The sequence below is a fragment of the Alkalinema pantanalense CENA528 genome, assembly GCF_050753345.1.
In the GTDB taxonomy this organism is placed as follows: Bacteria; Cyanobacteriota; Cyanobacteriia; order Leptolyngbyales; family Leptolyngbyaceae; genus Alkalinema; species Alkalinema pantanalense.
In genome coordinates this window covers 1-24,094 of sequence record NZ_JBLZFX010000029.1, presented here as the reverse complement: position 1 = coordinate 24,094, position 24,094 = coordinate 1, and the positions used below count along the sequence as shown (strand labels likewise).

Here is a 24,094-nt window from a genome sequence, read left to right as displayed (position 1 = left end):
AGTCCAATCCGCTAGAAGGGGAGATATCCGAAGTGCTTGATCTACCCTCTTGGCCATTGGCTTCCTATGGGGCTTTTTCGAACCGTACTTGTCAAACAGCACCCGTCAACCCGTAATCACTTCAGGAAAGAGAACGCGATGCCCAAGCTTGAACAGCGATTCGACTACGTCAAAATTGGTCTGGCATCCCCGGAACGAATTCGTCAGTGGGGTGAACGAACCCTTCCCAATGGCCAAATTGTCGGTGAGGTCACCAAACCCGAAACCATCAACTACCGGACGCTCAAACCGGAAATGGATGGTCTCTTTTGTGAGCGGATTTTTGGGCCTGCCAAAGACTGGGAATGCCACTGTGGGAAATACAAACGGGTTCGCCACCGGGGGATTGTCTGCGAACGCTGTGGTGTGGAAGTAACGGAATCCCGTGTCCGCCGTCACCGCATGGGCTATATCAAGCTGGCGGCTCCCGTGGCCCACGTGTGGTACTTGAAGGGGATTCCCAGCTACATGGCCATTTTGCTAGACATGCCCCTGCGGGACGTAGAGCAAATCGTTTACTTCAATGCCTATGTCGTACTGAACCCCGGTAATGCTGAGGGTTTGAGCTACAAGCAATTACTGACGGAAGATCAGTGGATTGAAATTGAAGACGAACTGTATAGCGAAGATTCAAAACTGGAAGGCATCGAAGTTGGGATTGGAGCCGAAGCGCTTCAGCAACTCCTGCAAGACATTCAGTTAGATGAAGAAGCGGAACGGCTCCGGGAAGAAATTGCAGCATCCAAAGGCCAAAAGCGGGCCAAGCTGATCAAGCGGCTGCGGGTAATTGATAACTTTATTGCAACGGGATCCAAACCTGACTGGATGGTCTTGGATGTGATTCCGGTGATTCCACCGGATCTGCGCCCGATGGTGCAACTGGATGGGGGCCGTTTTGCGACCTCTGACTTGAACGATCTGTACCGCCGGGTGATTAACCGGAACAATCGTCTGGCTCGTTTGCAGGAAATTCTTGCCCCTGAAATCATCGTCCGGAACGAAAAACGGATGCTTCAGGAGGCGGTGGATGCCCTGATCGACAACGGTCGGCGCGGTCGAACTGTGGTGGGTGCAAATAACCGTCCCCTCAAGTCTCTATCGGACATTATTGAAGGGAAACAGGGTCGCTTCCGGCAAAACCTGTTGGGGAAACGGGTGGACTACTCCGGTCGTTCTGTGATTGTGGTGGGGCCGAAACTGAAGATTCACCAGTGCGGTCTGCCTAAGGAAATGGCGATCGAACTGTTCCAACCCTTTGTGATTCACCGTCTGATTCGCCAAGGCTTGGTCAACAACATTAAGGCCGCCAAGAAGCTAATTCAGCGCAATGATCCGACGGTTTGGGATGTCTTGGATGAAGTGATCGAAGGTCACCCCGTCATGCTGAACCGGGCACCCACGCTGCACCGGTTGGGGATTCAAGCCTTTGAGCCGATTCTCGTCGATGGTCGAGCCATTCAACTCCACCCCCTCGTCTGTCCAGCCTTCAACGCTGACTTTGACGGAGACCAAATGGCCGTGCACGTGCCGTTGTCTTTGGAGGCCCAGGCCGAAGCCCGTTTGTTGATGCTGGCTTCGAATAACATCCTGTCTCCGGCCACCGGTCGCCCGATCGTTACTCCGAGCCAAGACATGGTTCTGGGCTGTTATTACCTGACGGCGGAAAATCCTGCAGCGACTAAGGGCGCAGGGCGGTACTTCGCTAACCTTGACGATGCCATCACCGCTTATGAGCAAAAGGAAGTCGATCTCCATTCCTACGTATGGGTGCGCTTTGATGGCGATGTTGAAACCGATTTGGATGATGCTTTGGTTGAGGAAACAACCTCCGATGAGGGGTTTGTGACCCGCTTGTACAACTACCGTCGAGTGCGACAAGATGCCGATGGCAACTTGATTTCTCAATACATCAAGACAACTCCTGGTCGGATTATCTACAACAAAACCGTGATCGATTCATTAGCTGATTAACCAGCGAGATCGAACCGTTCCAACCCATTTAGTTTCTTGAAAAGGTAGGTGTGGCCAGTCTTGGCAGCAAGGGCAAGCAACCACACCTTTCCCCCTTCGTTATCTAACTTCAATCCAACATCAGCATTTGGTGGGGCAGACATGGCAGAGCAAGGCAAGCAAGTTTTCCGTAACCGCGTCATCAATAAAAAGCAACTACAAAACCTCGTCTCTTGGGCCTTTACCCATTACGGCACTGCACGAACTGCTCAAATGGCAGACGCCGTGAAGGACTTGGGTTTTCGCTATGCCACCCGCGCTGGGGTGTCCATTTCCGTAGACGATCTACAAATTCCTCCAACGAAAAAAGCACTGCTGGAAAGTGCCGAAGAAACCATTCGATCGACGGAAGAAAAATACACACGCGGAGAAATTACCGAGGTGGAACGGTTCCAAAAGGTGATTGACACCTGGAATGGAACCTCGGAAGAGCTGAAGGATGAGGTGGTCAAGCACTTCCGCTCCAATGATCCGCTCAATTCCGTCTACATGATGGCCTTCTCCGGTGCGCGGGGGAATATCTCCCAGGTGCGCCAGTTAGTCGGGATGCGGGGCCTGATGGCAAACCCCCAAGGGGAAATTATTGACCTTCCGATTAAAACCAACTTCCGGGAAGGGCTGACGGTTACTGAGTACATCATTTCCTCCTACGGGGCACGGAAAGGCTTGGTGGATACCGCTCTGCGAACAGCGGACTCCGGTTACCTAACCCGCCGTCTGGTGGATGTGTCCCAGGATGTAATTATTCGTGAATTGGATTGCAGCACGACCCGAGGCATTCCCGTGCGCAGCATGACCGATGGGGAACGGGTATTAATTCCGCTCAAAGATCGTCTGCTAGGCCGGGTCGTAGCCCAGGATGTGTTGCATCCAGAAACGGGAGACGTCATTGTGGCCCGCAATGATGCGATTTCCAATGAAATTGCCGAGGAAATTGGTAAAGCCAAAGTGCAGGAAGTGGTGGTGCGATCGCCCCTGACCTGTGAATCGCCCCGATCGGTATGCCAACGTTGCTATGGCTGGAGTTTGGCCCATGCCCACCTTGTCGATATTGGGGAAGCGGTGGGAATCATTGCTGCTCAGTCGATCGGAGAACCCGGTACCCAGCTCACCATGCGTACCTTTCACACCGGGGGGGTCTTCTCCGGGGAAATGGCACGGCAGGAACGGGCGGAATTTGATGGCGTAGTCAAGCTGCCGAAGAAGCTGAAATCCCGAGCGTTCCGAACCCGCCACGGCGAAGAAGCCCTGACCGTGGAATCGGCAGATTCTGCCAACAAGATTACGATTGAAGGCAGTAGTGGAAAAAACCAAGTCTTTACCGCCGCCCAGGGGGCAACCCTCATGGTTCGCGATGGTGAAACGGTGAAGCGCGGCCAAATTTTGGCAGAAATTCCCCTCTCCGGTCGCGGTCGGAAGACCACTGAAAAGGCCACCATGGACGTGTTCTCCCACTTGGCTGGGGAAGTCATGTTCGCAGATGTGGTTCCGGAAGAAAAGAAAGACCGTCAAGGCAACACGACCCGCATTGCCCAGCGGGGTGGCTTGATGTGGGTGCTCTCGGGGGATGTGTATAACCTGCCGCCCGGTGCTGAGCCTGCGGTCAAAAACGGCGATCGGGTTGAAACTAATGGTGTGATTGCCGAAACCAAGGTGATTACGGAAAACGGCGGTGCAGTACGGCTTTCGGAAGGTAGCGAAGGCAAGGGTGGACGCGAAATCCAAATCATTACCGCCTCGGTCATGCTGGATCAGGCTCGGGTGCGGAAAGTTGAAAGCCATCAAGGGGGCGACCAATACCGTCTCGAAACTACGAACGGACAAACCTTCTCCCTCAAGGCGGCTCCCGGAACCCAAGTGACGAATGGCCAAGTTGTCGCAGAATTGATCGACGATCGCTACCACACTCAAACGGGCGGGATTTTGCGCTATTCCGGTGTGGAAATTGGTAAACGCGGTAAGGCCAAGCAGGGCTATGAAGTGCTGAAGGGCGGCACCCTGTTGTGGATTCCAGAAGAGTCCCACGAAGTCAACAAGGACATTTCGCTGTTGATGGTGGAAGACGGCCAGTACGTTGAAGCGGGAACGGAAGTCGTCAAAGAAATCTTCTGCCAAAGTAGCGGCGTCATCGAAGTGACCCAGAAGAACGACATTCTGCGGGAAGTCGTGATCAAACCGGGTTCGATCCACATGCTGGATAGTTTGGAAGGAGTCAATACCCGTGAGCCGGTGTTGGTCAATCCCGGACAGCTGATCATGCCGGGACTGACTGCGGAAGAACTGGCCTATGTTGAGTACGTGGAAACCCCCGAAGGCCCCGCATTGTTGAGTCGGCCTGTGGTGGAATTCCAAGTGCCTGATGAACCTGCTGTGCCTAGTCAAGATTCTGGGGCGCAGGAATCGGGTCGATCGATTCGTTTGCGGGCGGTGCAACGCATTCCCTACAAAGATGGAGAGCGGGTTCGATCGATCGAAGGATTAGAACTCCTTCGGACCCAATTGGTTCTAGAGGTAGATCAGGAATCACAGTTAGCCGCTGATATCGAGTTGGTGCCTGATGACACTGATGAAGAACTTCTACGGTTGCAATTGGTAATCCTAGAATCCTTGGTGATTCGTCGGGATATCACCGCTGATACCACCCAAGGCAGTACGAACACCCGAATTCTCGTAGAGGATGGTGATCAAATTCCTCCTGGTGCAGTGGTTGCTCGAACAGAGATCCTTTGTAAAGAAGCCGGTGAAGTGCAAGGAATCCGAGATGGGAGTGAAGCCGTTCGCCGGATCCTTGTGGTACGGGATGCGGATACTGTGACGATCGATTTCCCTGAATCTGCGAAAATCAAAAAGAATGATCTTCTCGTCAGTGGATCCCATGGCTTGGGTGAGCATCTCAAGGAATCTGGGCAAGTTCTAGCGATTACAGGGACACAAGCGAAGCTCCGTCTTGCTCGCCCCTATCGAGTGTCTCCCGGTGCGGTCTTGCACATTGATGATGGCGACCTTGTGCAACGGGGTGACAGCTTGGTTCTGCTCATCTTTGAACGGGCGAAGACAGGAGATATCATTCAAGGTCTGCCTCGGATTGAAGAGCTGTTGGAAGCCCGGAAGCCCAAGGAAGCTTGCGTGATTGCGCGTCAATCGGGAACAGCTCAAGTGATCTATGCCGAAGATGACTCCGTGGAAGTCAAGATTGTCGATCAGGACGGTTTGATTACGGAATATCCCCTAGGCCCAGGACAAAACGTAATTGTCATGGATGGTCAAGCCGTTGAAGCTGGGGAGCGTCTGACCGATGGCCCGACTAATCCCCACGAGTTGCTGGAAATTCTCTTTTTAGCCAACTCCGAAAAACAGGGCATTCACGAAGCCGCATTGAAGAGCTTGCAAGAAGTACAAACCTTCTTGGTGGCTGAAGTGCAAGGGGTTTACCAATCCCAAGGGATCGACATTTCTGACAAACACATCGAAGTGGTTGTCAGGCAGATGACCTCGAAAGTCCGGGTAGATGATGGTGGAGACACCACGATGCTGCCTGGTGAGTTGGTGGAATTGAACCAACTGGAACAGGTGAATGAAGCCATGGCGATTACCGGAGGTGCACCGGCCAAATATACGCCGGTTCTGTTGGGGATTACTAAGGCTTCGTTGAACACGGATAGCTTTATCTCGGCGGCATCCTTCCAAGAAACTACACGGGTTCTGACAGAAGCGGCGATCGAAGGTAAATCTGACTGGTTGCGAGGTCTCAAGGAAAACGTCATCATCGGTCGTCTGATTCCGGCAGGGACGGGCTTCAACGCCTACGAAGAATCGGGCGGGCCGCAGGACATTGATCTCAGCTTCGAAATGTTAGATGATGATGCCGATTTAACGGACGTTGTGCTGGACGATCGTACGGCTCGAGCCTATGGCTTAGAAAGCTTCGAAGATCGTCCCAGTTTCAGCTTCGAGAGCTTTGGCTCTGGAGAAGGAGAGGGTGAGTTTGCCAGTGGTTTTTCGCCCATCTTGGATGATGATGAACTGATTGATGACAGTAGTGTGAACCGCGATGATGATGACTTAGACGATGATGATCTGTAACCGGATAGGTCTTCATCGGATAAGTATTCGTCTAATCAGCGAGTTCTTTGCTCGGATAGAGAGTGACTCGCAGTAATCAAAAGGAGGCTACTTTAGCCTCCTTTTTTCTCGTGTTTTGTTGCAACGATTGAAGCAGTTGGCCTGTCGCTTCACAATGAATTGGCGGGTGTTGTACTAGAAAATTTTTAACTATACAAGCTCCTCGAATTCACGTTATCTCTGACAAGCTTTCCAGATCTAGCCATCCGTCACTCGTTCAATTGACTAACGATTCGGTTGACTACAGGTAATAGCGAACTGTAGTAATGACGCGACTCTTCTTCGTTCGAAGAGCATTTTTTAAAAACAGTGTGGTTTGGTTGTGTAGCAGTTCTTCCCACCAGCGTCGAGTAACAAAGGCCGGAATAATAATGGTGGTTAAGACGTCGGGATAGCGCGCCTCAAAATCCCGCACATAATCCACGATCGGTTCCACGACCGATCGGTAGGGTGAAGGGAGGACTTTGAGGGGAATATCTGGTGCAAAGGCTTGCCAATCCCGTTGAAACTTCTCGTTGTCGCCCCCGATGTCTACGTGAACGGCCACAATCTTATCGGCAATGCCTCGCGCGTAGTCCAGAGCTTCGATCGTCCCGCGATGCACTTGCCCCACCACCACGATCGCGGGATGGGACACTGTAGTTGTGGCAGGCTTGGCAACATATTGCTTGGGGGTGATGGTGGTCAAACTCAACTTATCTGCCACGTAACGGTAATGGCGATGAATACTGCCAAAAAAGATGACGAGGCAGGGAATGGCAAACACGACTACCCATGCCCCTAGGGCAAATTTTGTCCAAATGACGATCTCCAACACCAATAATGTTGCCAAAGTTCCAATGCCATTAATCCAAGCACTGGCCTGCCAACCCTTTGATTGTTCTTTAAACCAATGGCGTACCATGCCCGCTTGGGACAGGGTAAAGGAGGTAAAGACTCCCACGGCATACAGTGGAATGATGGCAGTGGTATCTCCTTTAAACACAATCACCAATAATGCTGCCGACAAGCTGAGTAATAGGATTCCATTGGAATAAACCAGGCGATCGCCCAACAGCGACAACTGTCGAGGTAAAAATCCATCCCGTGCTAGGAAGTAGCAAAGACGGGGGAAATCTGCATAGCTCGTATTAGCGGCCAATAACAGAATGGTTGGCGTCGCGAAGAGGACAATAAAGTAGTAGAGAAAATTGGTGCCTACAATGTGCCGACTGAGAATTGAAAGCACCGTTTCGCCATTGTCTGAGGGAACCACTTGATAGAGGTTCGCAAGGTAGGTAATTCCTAAAAACATTACGCCGAGAATAATCCCCAAGGCTAACAACGTTTGCCTTGCATTTTTCCATTCTGGTGGTTTAAAGGCGAGAACCCCATCAGAAATTGCCTCGACCCCAGTCAGAGCAGTACATCCCGCCGCAAATGCCCGCAGCACCAAGAATAAACTCAGTTCTTCGCCCACATGGTGAATAGATTCTGCTGGGGAAGGCACAGACGTGATATTTCCAGTCAGTTGATTCAAAAATCCCATTCCCAGCAGCAGAAAAATACTCCCAATAAAGGCATAGGTCGGCACCATAAAAATTCGTCCCGATTCCTTGACCCCCCGCAGATTGGCAATCATCAGTAGAAAGATAAATACCAGGCATAGATCCACTGTGAAGGGACGTAGCGTGGGCAAGGCAGAAACTAAATTATCAATACCTGCCGAAACACTGACTGCCACCGTCAAGATGTAGTCAATCATTAACGAGGCTCCAGCAATCAGGCCGGGATAGAGTCCCAAGTTTTCCCGCGCCACAATGTAGGATCCGCCCCCTTGGGGATAGGCCCGAATAGTTTGACGGTAGGACACTATGACGATAATCAACAAAGTGACGATCGCGAGGGCGATGGGCAAAGACCAGCCTAAAACGTGGCGACTGGTTCCCGCAGCCATTAAGACCAGCAGGGTTTCCTGGGTCGCATAGGCTACGGATGAGAGGGCATCGGAAGATAAAACAGCCAAGGCTGCGGCTTTGGTTAAGCGTTCTTCCGTATGGGCACTGGTTGGGAGGGTTTCCCCCACCAGTAACCGCTTGAATTGTGAAAATGTCATATCAATCTCTCAACCACCGATAAATCGATCGAAATCAGTGTGTAGGGTGCAAATGGGCATAGGTTCTGAAAAGTAGGTGAAGTGAATGAAGAGAAATTGTGCCATGAGTTGCTCAATCTTCGGTCAGTTCCCCTTCTTGTTTAGGCGAAACTGGAGTTGAGATCGGCCCCATTGCATGACGGTATTTCTCTAGATATCACTTACTTTGAACCCCATCGACAAAAGTTCATGATTTGTAGGAAGACACTGGGGGACTGAAATTGTCCGAACGGCTGGTTCGTTTAGCCGCTATGGTCATTCCCCTAAGCGAGATCTACACTGCTGGTATGACGGGTTGATGGCCATTGCTGCAATCAATCCGTCAGACGCGGCTCAAAACGCGGCTAGCACGTAAGACGTGACTCAATACGCAAGTAACCTGATCAATAACTAGCAGGATAAAAGTTTGCAATGAATTCCTGGCACGAACGCTTGAATCCCTTCACAGGCCACGATCGCTTGGTCGTTTGTCGGTTATTTATCCATCTCAAAGGGCAAGAAGTTGCACCCTTGCTGGGGGTGTTGAACCAAACGGGACGAGATGCGGCCTTTGCAGAGGGGGATTTGGCAGTCTTGGGCAAGGGTTTGATCCAAATTTGCCAGAGCCTGCTGCAACATCAAACCTATTGGTATGCAGCGGCTAACGAAGGTGAAGTCTTTAGGTCGGAGGGTGAAGCAGAACAGTTTGTTAACGAGTTATTTATGGATTCAGCCCAACGGTACTTAAGTGACTTACCACCTGAAGACTTGTCCGATAACAATCCCCTGTCTTTACCGATTAGCCACAATTTAGTGGTGATGATTACCGTCGCCTTTGAGGGAGAAGATCCGCATCTGGAAACGGATCTCGCCGATTTGAATGCATTGAAACAAGGCTTACTCAGTTTGACAAACTTAGTCGAACAGAATCGCCTTCGGGCTATCCAAGTTCATTTCTCGCCCGCTCAAGTTGGGGACGAACTGACGGATGACCACGTTTTGCAACAATTTCCAGAGTTGATTCCACTTTAAAGGTGCCGTCGCTTTAAAGGTGATGTTGTTGGTTACTGGGCTGGGTGCCAAAGACTTAAACAGTTGCAAGACTCTAAGCTGCTGCTATCCCCTCTATTCCTTTGTTCGAAAATATTTTTTCAGAGAACACCATGTTTCGTAGATTTGTTCTTTTCTCCCTGATTATTTTGTTTGGCAGCATTACGATCGGCTGTGATGCTGACCTAAATCAATCGTCCCCCCAAGCCAATCAACCGGCCAATCAATCTAGGGAAGTGCGATCGGCTAACTCAAATGGCACAAGTCAACCCACACTGCAAAACCAACGGATGCTGCCGGATGGCCAATATCCCTTACAACAGGCAACTTATAACGATGTTGATGGTCGTTATGGTGTGATGGTGCTGAATGCACCCCAGGGATATAGTTCAGCACTGCAACTCGAGAATGTCCCCATGGCACGGCTGACCGATGAGCAAATCAAAGCCGGTGAGAAAAGCTTCCTCAAGGTGGAAAACGGGCAACCAGCCCTCTACTTAACGGAAGACTTCAAAATTCAATACATCCATAGTGTCACTGAACAGCAAACTAATCCCAATACAGGGCGCACTGAAACCGTCGTTGTGCAAAGGGAGTCGAACTTTTGGAGTCCCTTTGCCGGAAGCTTAGCTGGAAACTTGGCGGGGCAGGCGATCGGGAATATGCTCTTCCGTCCCCAACATTACATGCCGCCCCAATATCAACCAGGCATTGCCATGACGGGTTACGGTGGCTATGGTTTGAGTGCGAATGACGCTGTCCGCAGTTACCGCGATCGCTATCAACAGGATCCTGTTGCGGTGCGCAATCGTACCAACTTTCGCAGCACTGGACGGATCAGCGTTCCCAGTAATTCTGCCAGTTCCCCAAATCGGGTGAGCTCTCCTAATCGTTTAAGTTCTCCCAATCGATCGTTGGAAAATCGCGATCGATCGACGGGATCTGGCTATGGTTCCAGTAATCTTGAGCCTTCTCGCCAAACTGCCCCAAGGCGATCGAGTAGTAGTTTTGGCAGTAGCAATCGATCTCGTTCCTTGGGATCAGGGGCTTCTCGTTCCCGATCGTCCTTTGGCAGTCGTCGGAGTCGTCGATGACCTAAGCGATGACCTATTGGAATAGATTCAGCAAAAATCAGGATCTTCTGTAGGGTTTCTAATTTCCTCATAAACGCTGTGCCACAATGATCAAATAACCTTTCACCCTCTAAGTAAAACCGTGTGATCGAAGCCGAGGTTCATCAGCAATTGCGAGCCTTTCTGCGAGAGCAGCGAGAACCCCACTGGGCTCACCATCTGACGATGGCAAGATTGGTGGCTCGTGCGCTGCGTTTAGGGAGAAGTGCCCTGATCCAAACGGGAACAACGACCGGGTTTCCTGCTCCCTATCGGTTGAGTTATCTGTTGCCATTGTTGATCTGGAAAGGCCCCGTTTTGTTGGTCACGCCTGAGCGACTGCATCAACCGTTGCTGCAAACAGAGTTACCTCGGCTCCAGCAATGGATGGCTCAACCTAAATCCATTCAGGTCGGCGATCGCTGGCCCAGTGGAAACTTTGAAGGGATTTTGTTAACCACGCCAGAATCTTGGCTGCGCGATCGTCTTTACCATGAGGGCCGATTTCCCATTGGAATTTCCACCGTCATGGACGGTGTCGATGATTTGGAGACTTGGGCTCGCCAAGTCTTGACCAGCCACCTTCCAGTCACTGAATGGGACAGCTTAATGTTAGCGATCCCCAGCCAGATTGATGTGATTCGTGATATTCGGGTGGGCTTAACTCGATCGATTTTCCATCGACCTGCCACTCCCTACGAGTGCTATTTGATGGACGATACCGAACGATCTCTCCTTCAGGATCTCCAGCGGCTGGTTAAAGTTTCCCAGCCTACTCTGCCTCCCTCCTGGCAACTCTTTTTTGAACAACTGCACCAGAGCAACCGCTTGGTTTGGGCCACGATCCACCGAACCCAAGGCACCTTCTCTCTACACAGTAGCCCTACGGAAGTGGGATCTTTCCTGAATTCTCTGTGGTTGACCCAGCCGACCGTCTTGATTGGTAGTGCCTTAGATTTAGAAACGGAAGCAACGATCTATCGGCAAACCGTGGGTCTTGGGGATCTAACCTGTCTTAAGTTTTCCCCCGATCGGCAGGAAGCGATCGTGCAACTCTATCAACCGGAGGGCGTGCCGATGCCCAATACGCCCCAGTTCCAAGCCAGTCTTCTCCAAGAACTTCGCTATCTCTTGAGTCATGCTCCCCAAGGGCCTGCCGTTGTGCTAGTAGGAGATACCCCTCTTCGCAACCAGGTGGGATCGGTCTTAGCTGCTGAATTTGGCTCTCGGGTTCAAGTCGAGCGGACGAGTCTGGATCAATACAGCATTTTGGTCTGTGGCTGGGAGTTTTGGCGAACCCAGCAACAGGTCTTACCATCCCCTGCTTGTATGGCGATCGCTACACTGCCCATTCCCTCCCTTGAGCACCCCTTAGTGGCGGGTCGCGTTAACTATTACAAAAAAAATCGTCAGGATTGGTTCCGGCTCTACCTCTTGCCCACTGCACTGATGGAACTTCAGCGGGCGATCGCCCCCATTCGGGATGCCCAAGGATTGGTTGCTTTGCTTGACAGCCGCGTCCTACACCGTAGCTATGGACAGCAGGTTTTAGCGGCGTTGAGCCCCTTTGCCCGCATCAGTTATCTGGAAACGCCGTGGGACGAAGAAACTCTGGGTGCTTAAGTGGGCCGATCGAACTCTGGAATCGACAGGCTCTAGGAATCAGTCCGTGCGGGATAATGGACAATTATTAGACCTTCAGTGAACTTTCAAAGAAACCGACGGGTGATTCAAATGGGTGATTCAAAACGGCGTAAAGAAACCCTTGGAGAAAATTACGGTAAAGAAGAACGCTTTCTGCCTTGGTTGCCTGTTACTAAGTCCCAAGCGGAACAATTTAATCGGATTACAACAACAGGAGCCTGGATCGGCATTGGTCTTCTAGTGGCGGGATGGGTCACCATTCGCTTTATTGGCCCAGCGTTCGGTTGGTGGCAGCTAGCGGGTCTGCAATAGCCAATTGGCTTGCGTACTGAACCATAAACGGAGTAGACAACTCTGTAATTGCTTTAAAGAGCAGGGGTATGCGTGCACGTATGCCCCGCTTTTTGATGTCTTTGTCTGTACTCACAGCATTGATTGCGGGCATGATTCCGGGTAGGCATGATTGTGGCCTAAGAGCACGGTCTGCGACCATAGCCTGAGAGCACGGTTTGAGGAGAGCAATGCATGCTGGGATTGTGGGATTGGCAGGGCCGCATCCATCACGATCACCTATCAGAATTACCTATGTAGTTCATTACTAAAACTGATGGTAATAAGAACTACTGAAGGGGGCTGGATAGGAGTGTGAAGTTAGCTAAAACTTGTCTAATCCTAGCTTCAAGCTGCTTTTCGCGGATTTGTTATATTTACTACGTCACATTTTATCCGGATAGCGTTAGGATATAGGTCACTTAGGTTGGTAATATTTTTAACCTTACTTTTATTCATCCACGGAGTTCAATAGATTGATTCTCAGGTTAGAGTGAGAGTCTTAAGAAAAGTTTTAGAATTGTTAGTGGTGAATGGAGTCCCACTGTGTTCACAAGACTTGCAGATCAACATCGTCAATTCGTCCAGGATCTTGTGATGAACCTCCAAGCACTGGCGATCGTTCTAGAGAACCGCGGCTACTTAGCATCCTGCTATACCTGTGGCGGTGAGATGAATAGTGCCTCCTTTATGGTGAGCTTGGGCGAAAATCACTTAATTCGGTTCCTCGTATCAGACTATGGCATCACTTGGACTGAGATGCGGGACGATCGGGAACTGATGAAGCTAGAAGGGGCGGAAGCGATTAGTCAGCTTCAGGAGTTAGCTGACCTGATTAAGTTTCCAGTGCAGTCCGCAGAGCCTCTACTGGTTGGAGCTTCTATTTAGGCCTTCTCAATCACGATCGCACGGGTTGTTTATTGGAATCATCTCGTGTGGCATCATCAATTTATTGAGACTAATCGGATCCGTCTCCACTGTGTAACTCAGGGAGACGGCCCTCTCGTTGTGCTTTTGCACGGCTTTCCTGAATTTTGGTATTCCTGGAGATACCAGATTCCTGCTTTAGCCCAACACTTTCGGGTGGTTGTGCCAGATTTACGGGGATACAACGATTCTGATAAACCCGATAGTGGTTACGATCTCGCCACACTAACGGCGGACATTCAGGGATTAGTTCAAACCTTGGGGTATGGCCGTGCCCATGTGATTGGTCATGACTGGGGTGGGGCGATCGCGTGGAACTTTGCCCAACAATTTCCCCAGTCCTTAGAACGTTTAGCGATTTTGAGTGCGCCCCATCCTCAACGCTTTTTGCCGTACCTTGCAAGTAACCTAGATCAACTTCAGCGGAGTTGGTATCTGTTTGCCTTCCAAATTCCTGGATTGCCAGAATGGCTAATCCAAAATAATCTTCCGGAGTTTGTTCGCAGTGTTTTTCGAGGGCTTGCGGTTCGCAAAGGGGTTTTCACCCAGGAAAATGCCAAAATGTATGAAGCGGCTCTCGAGAAACCGGGGGCGATCGGGGCTGCCCTAAACTATTACCGTCAACTGCTCTCTCCCATGCCTTGGATCAAAGGTTGGGTGGCTGATCCCCACCTCATTACCGCACCCACTTTGGTTCTGTGGGGCGATGAGGACGCCGTTTTGAGCCGATCGTTAGCTGAGGATTTGCGAAAAGCGGTGATTGCGCCCTTTCAGCTCAAATTTGTGCCTAACTGTGGCCATTGGATTCAACAGGAAGCTCCTCAGACCGTAAACCGAGAACTCTTGGCCTTTCTGCTGGCCCCAACTGCACCCTAATGCTTAACAGGTCTAAAACTCTTTGGAGAATGGCGGGGATCAGGAGTCTGAAAAGTGCTCAGCTATTTAAGTTGACTATTTCCTGTGGAGGATGGGATAGGGAATTCCACGGGTTCAATTTCCCGACTATCGGTCAAATTAGCTAAGCATTTGTGCGTTTTTTATCTACAATTTTTACGTTTTCGATCGAAAACGGTTACGGTAGTAACTGTCCTTTCGGCACTCACCCTTTTGCGATTACATCCTTGAATGGACATTGAATCCTATCTTAACCATCCTACGTTCGGCCTGCTGTTTCGAGTTTGTTTGATTGAAGAGCACCAAGAGCTATTTACCACGTTGTATGCCCAGAGACTCTTCTTTCTCGTCAGCAACGACTCTGGGGGCTTGCAATTTAACTCGATTACTCGAGCAGATGCCAAAATTCTGGTCGAGAACCGTATGCGATTGCTGCGTCGTCAGGGAACATCGCAGGAATATACCCAGCTTCTGGCTGTTCATCGTCAGACATTTTAGTAATGCCTGAATCCTAGCTGTGCTGTCGCTCTCATGCTAGATATTGCTGTTACGGTGCCACTTTTACAGGGCTACTGTTACAGAGATATTGCTACGGAGACCCTTGTTACGAAGACCCTTGTTACGTTACGGGGCCACTGTTACAGAGATATTGTTATGGGGACGTTGCTGGCATTAGTCTGCCTTGCATCTCATGGCACTCTATGCCCCCCCCTCAATATGTCCCCTCCATCTCAATTCCCTATCAATTCACTTGCTCAATCAAAATGGAGCCGATCGCCTTTGACTGTCTAGTCCATCACATTTGCCAATTTCAACAAAGCATTCCTGCCAACGTCACCACGATTGCAGTTACCAAACAAGCATCGGTGGAACAGATGCGAGCAGCCTATGCAGCCGGACTGCGCCACTTTGGGGAAAGTCGGGTTCAAGAAGCTGCTCAAAAACAAGCAGAATTGGTTGACCTCCAGGATGTGACATGGCATTTCATTGGCCATTTGCAAAGCAACAAAGTGGCTAAGGCCCTAGAGCTATTTCAGTGGATTCATTCGGTGGATAACCTGAAATTGGCAGAGCGCATCGATCGATTAGCCCTCCCATTGGCACACCCCCCCCAGTTGTGCCTCCAGGTTAAATTACGCTCCGATCCCAATAAATCTGGCTGGAGTATTGAACAATTGTTGGCTGACCTCCCGCAACTCAATCAACTTCAGCATGTTCGCATCGCTGGACTGATGGTCATTCCGCCGCTAGGATTGTCGGAATCGGAGTTATGCCAGTTTTTCCGACAGGCCCGTGATTTGGCCAATGTGGTGAATCAACAAGCCTGGTCGCGCTTGCATCTCCAGGAACTTTCTATGGGAATGTCTGATGATTATCAGTTGGCGATCGCATCTGGCGCTACAATGATTCGGCCTGGTCAAATCCTCTTCGGTGCGCGATCGTCACGGGTATCCTAGACCCTTACCTTCGCTGATGACACTACCTCTGGTGTACGTTTCAAAAAAATATCCGAAAAAGTTCCACATATAGTAGATCATTCGAAATTTTTGTGCTAGATTGTTGTCCACAACGCCCAACCGATTCCTGGAGTGCACCATTGTTCCCCATTTGAGTCGATACGTTGGGATTGTTCAAATCACGTTTAGCTCACGATTCAGCAATGTATTCCACCGTCATCAATCAAGTCATTGGTTCTTGAATTTAATGAATTGAGTGAGTATCACGGTTTCTGTAAGCTGATCTGCCCCGGCAAAATTTATATTAATTTGTCGATCGCTCTTCCGGTTAGAACCTAAGGATCTGTGGATACATCTTCTTAGTAGCTGGTTCAATTGTGAGTTTTGCCTTCTCTTCTTCCTCCTCCAAGACTACAATTCGTAGCATTCTAAATAAATAGTTAAAGTGCTATTGAATCATATTCTTGAAGGTAAAAATGCAGTTGAACGTTATCATTCATTTTTTTGTTTCAAGGGGGGCTGACTAGTACGCTTGCATTTCATCTCGCTTAGATGGTTGGATGCTGGTTTGTTGCTATTTGTAAAGCAATTGCTGCACATGTTTGACCTAGTTGAATGATTGGCCTAAATTTGCTTAATAGCTTTTCTGAACAACTTGCAAAATCAGGTTTTCAAGAAATTGTCAATGGGCATATAACGGATTGATCAAACCCCTGAGGTAAGGTATAAATTTAACGCACGGTAAATACTCAGTTGTTTTGTCCTACACGACTCGATTCTGAAGTATTCAGCGGCAATATAATCTACTCCTCAATCAGGTCAGGTGTGCATCTATAAAAGATATCTGGGGTCTGACTATTGATTTGAGATGCAGTGTGTTCCATGTTTTGGGTATTCCCTCTTAAATTTTAATTGTTGATGTATCTGTTGATACAGATTTGCATCGGTTTAATGGATAAACGTGCTTTCCCTGTGGTTTCTGGTTGTAATGGAGTGTGAATAATGGGTATCTTCGGTAAGCTTCGTGACTTTGTTGGTTTTAACGAATCCATGGATTACGAGTACGAGTACGACGAAATGGATGGGCAAGAGTACCAAGATCTTTACCAGGAAGAAAATGTCGCTTCTGGTCAAGATGAAGATTCTCGCGCTCGTCGCCGTTTTCGCGATCGTTCTTCCTTGTCCAGTTCTGAATCTGCTACTCCTCCTTCTGCCGCAACAGTCCCTATGGGTAATGTAATTGGTATGCCGGGTGCTGCAAATGGAATCTCTGAGGTTGTTGTGATGGAGCCTCGTTCCTTTGAAGAAATGCCTCAGGTTATCCAAGCCCTGCGTGAGCGCAAGTCCGTGGTTCTTAATCTCACCATCATGGACCCTGACCAAGCGCAACGAGCTGTAGATTTTGTGGCGGGTGGTACCTACGCGATCGATGGACACCAAGAACGCATTGGTGAGAGTATTTTCCTCTTTACCCCCAGTTGCGTCCAGGTCAGCACCCAATCCGGGGTTATTCATGAAGTGCCTCAGCCCCAACCGGCACGGCCTGCTCGTCCCGCAACAACAGCGGCTCCCTCTTGGGCTACTGAACAAGTTCGCATGGTACAGTAATAGTGGCTAAGTTGCTCTTGATGCAGTAACTTAGAGTTGTTATTCAGTGAGACGAACTTGGTTAAATTAGGCATGATTGGAGGCGGGGTCATGGGCGAAGCGCTCATATCCCGCTTAATTATGAAGTCCATTTATCAGCCGATCGAAGTTTTGGTCAGTGAACCGAACTTCGATCGACGTCATTTTTTGCAGTCTCAATACGGGGTTCAAGTCACTTCAGAGAACACCCAAGCGGCCCAAGCTAGTGATGTCATTTTGCTAGCAATTAAGCCCCAAATTTTTCCGCAGGTAGCAATGGAACTGCAAAGCACGCTGCAAACTTCGACGGCGGTGCTGGTGTCGATTCTGGCGGGGACTTCGATTGCACAGTTAGAAACGGCTTTCCTGAATCAACCCATTCTGCGGGCCATGCCGAATACCCCTGCGCAAGTGGGGGCTGGGATAACGGCGATCGCCCGTGGACAGCATGCCCAAGCGCACCATGTGGAACAAGCCCAGAAAATTTTGGAGACCGTGGGCAGTGTCATTGAAGTCCCGGAGACGCTGATGGATGCGGTAACCGGTTTATCGGGGTCTGGGCCAGGTTATGTTGCGTTGGTGATTGAAGCTTTGGCCGATGGCGGAGTGGTCGCAGGACTGCCTCGATCGATTGCACTGCAATTAGCCATTCAAACCGTGTTGGGAACGGCACAATTGTTACAAGAGTCAGGGTTGCATCCCGGAGAATTAAAGGATCGCGTGACTAGCCCAGGGGGAACAACGATTGCTGGCATTGCCCAATTAGAAAAACAAGGACTGCGATCGGCGTTAATTGAAGCGGTTTGTGTAGCCGCAAATCGTTCCAAAGAGTTAGGAGATCGGTAGAATTGCTCAGTTCAGATTGCTGAGTTCGCAATTTTAGCATCCTAATTTTTGCAAGCCCACGGTTTTTGTCTGTTGCAAGCCCACGGTTTTAGTGACACATTGTTAATTCAGTTAATTGCACAATGGATGCTAAAACTGTAGTTTAAAACTGCATTGTAGAATACATTCTAGAATCCATTTAGAATCATGCTGCTTTGACAAATATGAGGATAGATTCACGATGATAGATTTAATCATTGTGAGCGAAAAATAAAACCTGAGGATAGGCGTCCCCTCTGTAACGGAAGCTAACAGGTTGTATAAAGTTATGTATAGATTTCAACAACCTCGATTGGCTTCCCATTACTCTGAAATCAGATAGCAAAAAAGTTAGTTTTCTTGATTAAAACCTCTGGCCAAGTTGTAGTTTTAAGACTGCATTTTTATATAAGGCTGGAATATCAAAACTGAGTCCAAGTCATCGTTGTATGGCTTGGACTTAATTTTTTACGAATTTGTTTTGCGGTGTGGTGTTGTCTTGAGTAAATATTTCTTCCAGCATTGTTAAGTTGATCTGGTTGTGTTCGATCGAAATTCAATATTGAGTCGTAATTTACTACAATCTCAATTCGATTTCATTGCTATTTAAGATTTCATTGTAATTTAATTTTGCCCTAGGCTTGATCTGGATGTTAATTCATTTATCATTCATTCCTAGATCAATTCCGGTGACTAAACGGGATTGTCTCCAGTACAGTCAAACCTATGGGTTAACTAAAATAGGTTAACTAAAATGGGTTAACTAAAATTGTGCCCAGTACAATTCTGCTGTACATTTTTCTCCGATATAAATTGCTATCAATTGCCATCCTGGGTTTCATCTAGCACGGGCCGGTCAAGGGTTAAGTTTAGTTGCTATCCTAGAGCTTCTGTCTAACCTCCTGCACTGAACTTGTGTTTTTACTATGGGTGCGATCGAGCAGCTTTCGTCTTCTATTCGCCGTAGTCTAGGGGCATTATTTGCCTGTGGATTGTTATTTTGGATGTGCATGGCTAGCCTGCTGCCTGTCTTGCCGCTGTATATCCGCGATAACGGTGCAACGGCTCAAGAAATCGGTATTGTTATGGCTGCCTTTGCTGTTGGCCTATTGCTTTTCCGTCCACAAATGGGACGATTGGCCGATCGTCGAGGCCGGAAGGTTGTTCTTCTGATTGGTATTGTGGCCGCTGCGATCGCCCCGTTAGGATATTTCTTGACCCAGCCTCGGGAAATCCTTTTGCTGGTGCGGGTATTTCATGGGCTCAGTATTGCGGCCTTTACTACCGCCTACAGCACCCTCGTCACCGACATTGCCCCGCCCCAGAGCCGAGGTGAGGTGATTGGCTACATGACTTTGGTGACGCCGATCGGGATGGCTCTGGGGCCGTTGTTGGGCGATTGGTTGCTGCATCACTGGGGATATAGCCTATGTTTTTTGGCTGCTAGTGCGATCGCCGCCATCAGTTTGATCTTTGGGTTGGCAATTCAGGGCGTTCCTGAAGCCCAATCCCAGCCACTTCCTGTTATTCATCCCTCCAGCAGCCCCGCTTCTACCCCTAGGCAATTCAGCCCAGAATCGTTGCAAGTTGTCTCCTACCCAAGTTCATCTGGCTTCAATTCTGCTTCTCACAATCAACCTTTTTGGCAAATTCTTTGGAGCGATCGGCTGCGAACCCCGACATTGACACTGTTGATTGTAGGGGTAGCTTTCGGGATTCTCAGTATTTTTGTGCCTTTGTACCTGCGAGAAACCAACCTTGCTGTCACCGCTGGCACCTTTTACACCTCCGCAGCCACCACCAGTTTTTTGATGCGATTTTTGGCGGGCCGCAACAGCGATCGCTATGGCCGGGGGCGGTTTATCACTTTAGGCTTAATCTGCTACTGCTGCGCCATGTTGCTGTTGTGGCTTGCTCCCCGCAATGATTTATTCATTTTGGCAGGACTGCTGGAAGGCATTGGTGGTGGGACGCTGCTGCCTATTACCATCGCGTTGCTGGCCGATCGATCACAGGCCGGAGAACGGGGGCGGATTTTTAGCCTCTGTATTGCAGGGTTTGACCTGGGTGTTTTTCTGGCAGGGCCTTTGGTGGGCGGATTGGCGGATTGGGTGGGATATCGTGGGGTCTTTGGCATTGCAGCAGGTCTGTCGATGGTGGGCCTCCTGCTGTTTACGACCCTTTCTAGCAAAGATTTGGCACATTCCTTACATTTCTCCCTCAAAGGAGGTACCGATATCTATGCTTTTGACAAAAAATAATTAAATTTCCTCCAAATTCTTCACCCATTAACTCTTTCTCTGACAAATCAGAAGATTTTCTATGAAATATCGGGCGTTTCCATGACTCTCGATAAACTTAAGACAAGTACGGCATCAGTTTGTAAACCTACCTACCATAGGCTATGGCTGCGTGTAGAGATCTGCACGTCATAATGGCTATGTGTTGTAGCTGCACGTTGTAGTTGTCTTTTTCGTAGTTGTCTTTATAGTTGTCTTTTTTTGGCACCGCAGAGGTAGCCCTATGCGAAAAATCTTCTTCTTGCTGGGAGAATTGAGTGATAGCGATATGGATTGGATGCTGTATGTGGGGCGTAAGGAGCAGCTTCCAGCAGGAACTAAACTGATTGAAGAAGGCTACCCCATCGATGCGTTTTACATTGTCCTCAGTGGTCTTCTCAAAGTCTCTATAGAATCCCATCAAGGGATCCAAGTTTCTCAATTGACCAGTGGGGATGTGGTGGGAGAAATTTCCTTTCTAGATACCCGCCCGCCCATGGCAACGGTGACAGCCGAGCGAGATAGTTTGGTCTTTGCCATTCCCCGTGAAGCTTTGCAGCGCAAACTGGACGAAGATGGAGACTTTGCTGCTCACTTCTATCGAGCGATCGCCCTCTTTTTGGCCGATCGGATGCGTAATACGGTAGGCATGATGGGTTACGGCAATGAATATGTACCGGACTCACCCATTCCCATGGTTAGGGATCTCAGCCCCATGGTGGTCGCAAAACTGCCGCAAGCGCGTCATCGCCTAGAAACCTTGGTGAAACGACTTCGGGGCTATTAACCCAAGCTTGAGCGACGATGGTAGATTGTCGAGCCTAATGGACTCATTCACAGATCCTCAATCGCTCACAGATGTGCTCAGGATCAGGTCATAGGATTGTGCGATCGTTTGTTGGATCCCCAAGAAGATAGAGTGACGATCTATCTAGGGGGCTTGGGGATGGGCCCGAATTGGTCTGGGAATCGAATAGGTATTAACAACTGTTACAGATCCCAACGAACTCGCTAAACCAGGGAAGTCTGAAAGGTAGAATTGCGGAAAATGTTCTTAGAGAGAGAACCATGTCAGAAACGCTTACTGGAAAAGCGCCCATCTTTCCGGGCAGCACCGGCGGCCTGCTGACCAAGGCTGAGGTTGAAGAAAAGTATGCCATCACCTGGGAAAGTAAAAAGTCCCAAGTGTTCGAAATGCCTTTAGGTGGTGCGGCAACCATGCATGAGGGCGAGAACCTGGTATACCTCGCTCGTAAGGAGCACTGCCTAGCGCTTGGCACCCAACTTAAGACGAAGTTTAAAATCACGAACTACAAGATCTACCGGGTTTATCCCAACGGTGAGATCCAATATCTGCACCCTGCCGATGGCGTGTTCCCTGAAAAGGTGAATGCTGGTCGGGAAATGGTGAACCACGTTCCTCGGAATATTGGTTCTAACCCCAACCCTTCTACGCTGAAGTTCAGCGGCAAGCGGACGATCGATCCGTAATGTCTGGTTTGATCGGATTAGTCTAGTTCGATTAGTCTAGCTAGACTAGCACGATAGTAGAGATGCTCACCTAGGGCGTCTCTACTATTTTTTTTGCACGATCGAAATCAAGTCTAATTCGATGAATTGACGGGTGATCAATCTGCCTAACCAGGAAGATTTTTCAGGGAACTGGGACGTTAACTCGTACAATCGTTAGAGTAGAATTTTCCAGTAATCATGACTAGGGTGATGCAGAATCTGTGGACGATCGGATGGAAAGGATGGGCGGAGGCCGCCCAATAGTTTTTCGCTGCAAGTTGCCATCTGCTATCTCCATCATTCTGCTGTCTCATCGATCTTGAGTAGAAACCCCATGATTTTTCCTGACTTTAATCAGTTTTCTGAGTTGGCTCAGCAAGGTAATTTTGTTCCCGTGTACCAGGAGTGGGTCGCGGATTTGGATACGCCCGTTTCTGCTTGGTATCGGGTCTGTAGCGATCGCCCCTACAACTTTCTGTTGGAATCTGTGGAAGGGGGCGAAACCATCGGTCGCTACAGCTTTTTGGGCTGCGATCCGCTGTGGATTATGGAAGCGCGGGGGGATAGAACCACACAAACCTACCGTGATGGCTCCCAGCATGAATTTACGGGGGATCCGTTTGCGGCATTATCTACCTGTTTGGCGGACTTCCAGCCGGTTAAGTTGCCGGAATTGCCACCGGGCATTGGGGGGCTGTTTGGCTTTTGGGGGTATGAGTTAATTAATTGGATTGAACCGACGGTTACGATTTATCCGCCCCAGGAGGGGGATTTACCCGATGGTCTGTGGATGCAGATCGATAGCTTATTGATTTTCGATCAGGTGAAGCGGAAGCTGTGGGCGATCGCCTATGCGGATTTGCGCGACCCCAATACCGATTTACAAACGGCCTATGCTAAAGCCTGCGATCGGGTGAAGGAACTGGTTCAGAAGTTAGAATCGCCTATGACCGATCGAGCGAAACGCTTCGATTGGAAACCGAACAACGCTAGAAGTAATGCCCAGGAGATTGCCATTACGAGCAATTTTACCCAGGAAAATTTCTGCGCGGCGGTGGAGAAAGCCAAGGGACATATTAAGGCTGGGGATATCTTCCAAGTGGTGATTTCCCAGCGGTTGTCTACGGATTATTCGGGTGATCCGTTTAATTTGTATCGATCGTTGCGGCTGGTTAATCCATCGCCCTACATGTCGTACTTTAATTTTGGCGATTGGCAGATTATTGGTTCCAGTCCAGAAATTATGGTGAAGGCGGAAAACGCGCCGGAGGGCGATCGTAAAATTGCCACGGTACGTCCGATCGCCGGAACGCGGAAGCGGGGTAAAACGCCCCAGGAAGAGTTGGCCTTAGAGCAGGATTTGCTGAGCGATCCGAAGGAAGTTGCGGAACATGTGATGCTGGTGGATTTGGGCCGAAATGATCTCGGTCGCGTTTGCGTTAACGGAAGCGTGAAGGTGGACGAGTTGATGATCATTGAGCGCTATTCCCACGTAATGCATATTGTGAGTAATGTGATTGGGGATTTACGGTCTGATAAAACAGCTTGGGATTTGCTGAAAGCTTGTTTCCCAGCGGGAACGGTGAGTGGTGCGCCCAAGATTCGGGCGATGCAAATTATTCACGATTTAGAGCCTTGCCGTCGGGGAGTGTATTCCGGGGTGTATGGTTACTACGATTTTGAGGGGCAACTGAATAGCGCGATCGCGATTCGTACCATGATTGTGCAGCCGCTGGAGAATGGTCAGCATCGGGTGAGTGTGCAGGCGGGGGCTGGCTTGGTGGCGGACTCGGTGCCGGAAAGTGAGTATGAGGAAACGCTGAATAAAGCGCGGGCAATGCTGGAGGCGATTCGCTGTGTAATGTAGGGGATAATGTTGCAAAGCGCAGGCAATGCTGGAGGCGATTCGCTGTGTAATGTAGGGGATAATGTTGCGTGGATTACTGGCTGGATATAGCCATAGCCCATAGATTTAGGACAGTGGTATCAAATGGATTCATCCATGCCACAGATCCGATCCCCCCTTGTATCTTAAGAGTAGTGGTAGACCGATCCCCCCTGGATTGAGAAAATCGCGGGCTAGCCAGGGTCGCCACTACTTTGCACTAGGGCCAA

The 24,094-nt window shown here is 49.5% G+C and carries 18 protein-coding genes; 16 read left to right on the top strand and 2 right to left on the bottom strand.

All coding sequences use genetic code 11. The annotated features are described in order from the left end of the window. Positions 1 to 138: 138 nt before the first annotated feature. Entirely contained in the window at positions 139 to 2,010 is a 1,872-nt protein-coding gene (locus tag ACN4EG_RS11670) for a DNA-directed RNA polymerase subunit gamma (protein ID WP_431629622.1), read from the top strand. On the opposite strand, the gene ACN4EG_RS11665 is transcribed toward ACN4EG_RS11670, so the two are convergent. Next, entirely contained in the window at positions 2,007 to 2,153 is a 147-nt protein-coding gene (locus ACN4EG_RS11665; protein ID WP_431629621.1) for a hypothetical protein, read from the bottom strand. The two genes, ACN4EG_RS11670 and ACN4EG_RS11665, sit on opposite strands and share 4 nt — an antisense overlap. Between ACN4EG_RS11665 and ACN4EG_RS11660 the strand changes: the two genes are divergently transcribed. After that, complete coding sequence (locus ACN4EG_RS11660; protein WP_431629620.1) at positions 2,152 to 6,132, top strand: DNA-directed RNA polymerase subunit beta'; 3,981 nt, start codon at positions 2,152 to 2,154, stop codon at positions 6,130 to 6,132. The two genes, ACN4EG_RS11665 and ACN4EG_RS11660, sit on opposite strands and share 2 nt — an antisense overlap. A gap of 280 nt (positions 6,133 to 6,412) precedes the next feature. Here the strand turns inward: ACN4EG_RS11660 and ACN4EG_RS11655 are convergent, their stop codons facing one another. After that, positions 6,413 to 8,266 carry an APC family permease gene (locus ACN4EG_RS11655; protein WP_431629618.1) on the bottom strand — a complete coding sequence of 618 codons (1,854 nt, stop codon included), beginning with the start codon at positions 8,264 to 8,266 and terminating at the stop codon, positions 6,413 to 6,415. A 450-nt stretch (positions 8,267 to 8,716) separates the two neighbouring features. Between ACN4EG_RS11655 and ACN4EG_RS11650 the strand changes: the two genes are divergently transcribed. From ACN4EG_RS11650 to trpE, 14 genes are all read left to right on the top strand, one after another. Continuing rightward, positions 8,717 to 9,316 carry a DUF1517 domain-containing protein gene (locus ACN4EG_RS11650; RefSeq protein ID WP_431629617.1) on the top strand — a complete coding sequence of 200 codons (600 nt, stop codon included), beginning with the start codon at positions 8,717 to 8,719 and terminating at the stop codon, positions 9,314 to 9,316. A gap of 131 nt (positions 9,317 to 9,447) precedes the next feature. Next, positions 9,448 to 10,428, top strand: coding sequence for a hypothetical protein (locus ACN4EG_RS11645; protein ID WP_431629615.1), 981 nt, complete (start codon positions 9,448 to 9,450; stop codon positions 10,426 to 10,428). Positions 10,429 to 10,551: 123 nt separating this feature from the next. Continuing rightward, complete coding sequence (locus ACN4EG_RS11640) at positions 10,552 to 12,069, top strand: ATP-dependent DNA helicase (RefSeq protein WP_431629614.1); 1,518 nt, start codon at positions 10,552 to 10,554, stop codon at positions 12,067 to 12,069. A gap of 111 nt (positions 12,070 to 12,180) precedes the next feature. Beyond that, a complete protein-coding gene (locus ACN4EG_RS11635) occupies positions 12,181 to 12,402 on the top strand; it encodes a DUF2839 domain-containing protein (protein WP_431629612.1) in 222 nt (73 codons plus the stop codon). 564 nt (positions 12,403 to 12,966) lie between these two features. Continuing rightward, complete coding sequence (locus ACN4EG_RS11630; protein ID WP_431629610.1) at positions 12,967 to 13,308, top strand: DUF1815 family protein; 342 nt, start codon at positions 12,967 to 12,969, stop codon at positions 13,306 to 13,308. 45 nt (positions 13,309 to 13,353) lie between these two features. Next, complete coding sequence (locus ACN4EG_RS11625; protein WP_431629608.1) at positions 13,354 to 14,223, top strand: alpha/beta fold hydrolase; 870 nt, start codon at positions 13,354 to 13,356, stop codon at positions 14,221 to 14,223. A 249-nt stretch (positions 14,224 to 14,472) separates the two neighbouring features. Further along, positions 14,473 to 14,739 carry a transcriptional coactivator PipX gene (pipX, locus tag ACN4EG_RS11620; RefSeq protein WP_431629607.1) on the top strand — a complete coding sequence of 89 codons (267 nt, stop codon included), beginning with the start codon at positions 14,473 to 14,475 and terminating at the stop codon, positions 14,737 to 14,739. A 203-nt stretch (positions 14,740 to 14,942) separates the two neighbouring features. Then, positions 14,943 to 15,698 (top strand): YggS family pyridoxal phosphate-dependent enzyme, encoded by a 756-nt coding sequence (locus ACN4EG_RS11615; RefSeq protein ID WP_431629605.1) that lies wholly within the window; start codon positions 14,943 to 14,945, stop codon positions 15,696 to 15,698. A 1,002-nt stretch (positions 15,699 to 16,700) separates the two neighbouring features. After that, positions 16,701 to 17,306, top strand: a complete 606-nt coding sequence (locus ACN4EG_RS11610; RefSeq protein ID WP_431629603.1) for a cell division protein SepF — start codon at positions 16,701 to 16,703, stop codon at positions 17,304 to 17,306. A gap of 72 nt (positions 17,307 to 17,378) precedes the next feature. Next, positions 17,379 to 18,170: a pyrroline-5-carboxylate reductase gene (gene proC / locus ACN4EG_RS11605; RefSeq protein ID WP_431629678.1), complete on the top strand. Its 792-nt coding sequence runs from the start codon at positions 17,379 to 17,381 to the stop codon at positions 18,168 to 18,170. A 944-nt stretch (positions 18,171 to 19,114) separates the two neighbouring features. Continuing rightward, positions 19,115 to 20,449, top strand: coding sequence for an MFS transporter (locus tag ACN4EG_RS11600; protein ID WP_431629601.1), 1,335 nt, complete (start codon positions 19,115 to 19,117; stop codon positions 20,447 to 20,449). Positions 20,450 to 20,711: 262 nt separating this feature from the next. Then, a complete protein-coding gene (locus tag ACN4EG_RS11595; protein WP_431629599.1) occupies positions 20,712 to 21,254 on the top strand; it encodes a cyclic nucleotide-binding domain-containing protein in 543 nt (180 codons plus the stop codon). 281 nt (positions 21,255 to 21,535) lie between these two features. Continuing rightward, positions 21,536 to 21,958, top strand: coding sequence for a photosystem I reaction center subunit II PsaD (psaD, locus tag ACN4EG_RS11590; RefSeq protein ID WP_431629597.1), 423 nt, complete (start codon positions 21,536 to 21,538; stop codon positions 21,956 to 21,958). A 355-nt stretch (positions 21,959 to 22,313) separates the two neighbouring features. Beyond that, complete coding sequence (trpE, locus tag ACN4EG_RS11585) at positions 22,314 to 23,846, top strand: anthranilate synthase component I (protein ID WP_431629596.1); 1,533 nt, start codon at positions 22,314 to 22,316, stop codon at positions 23,844 to 23,846. Positions 23,847 to 24,094: the final 248 nt, after the last annotated feature.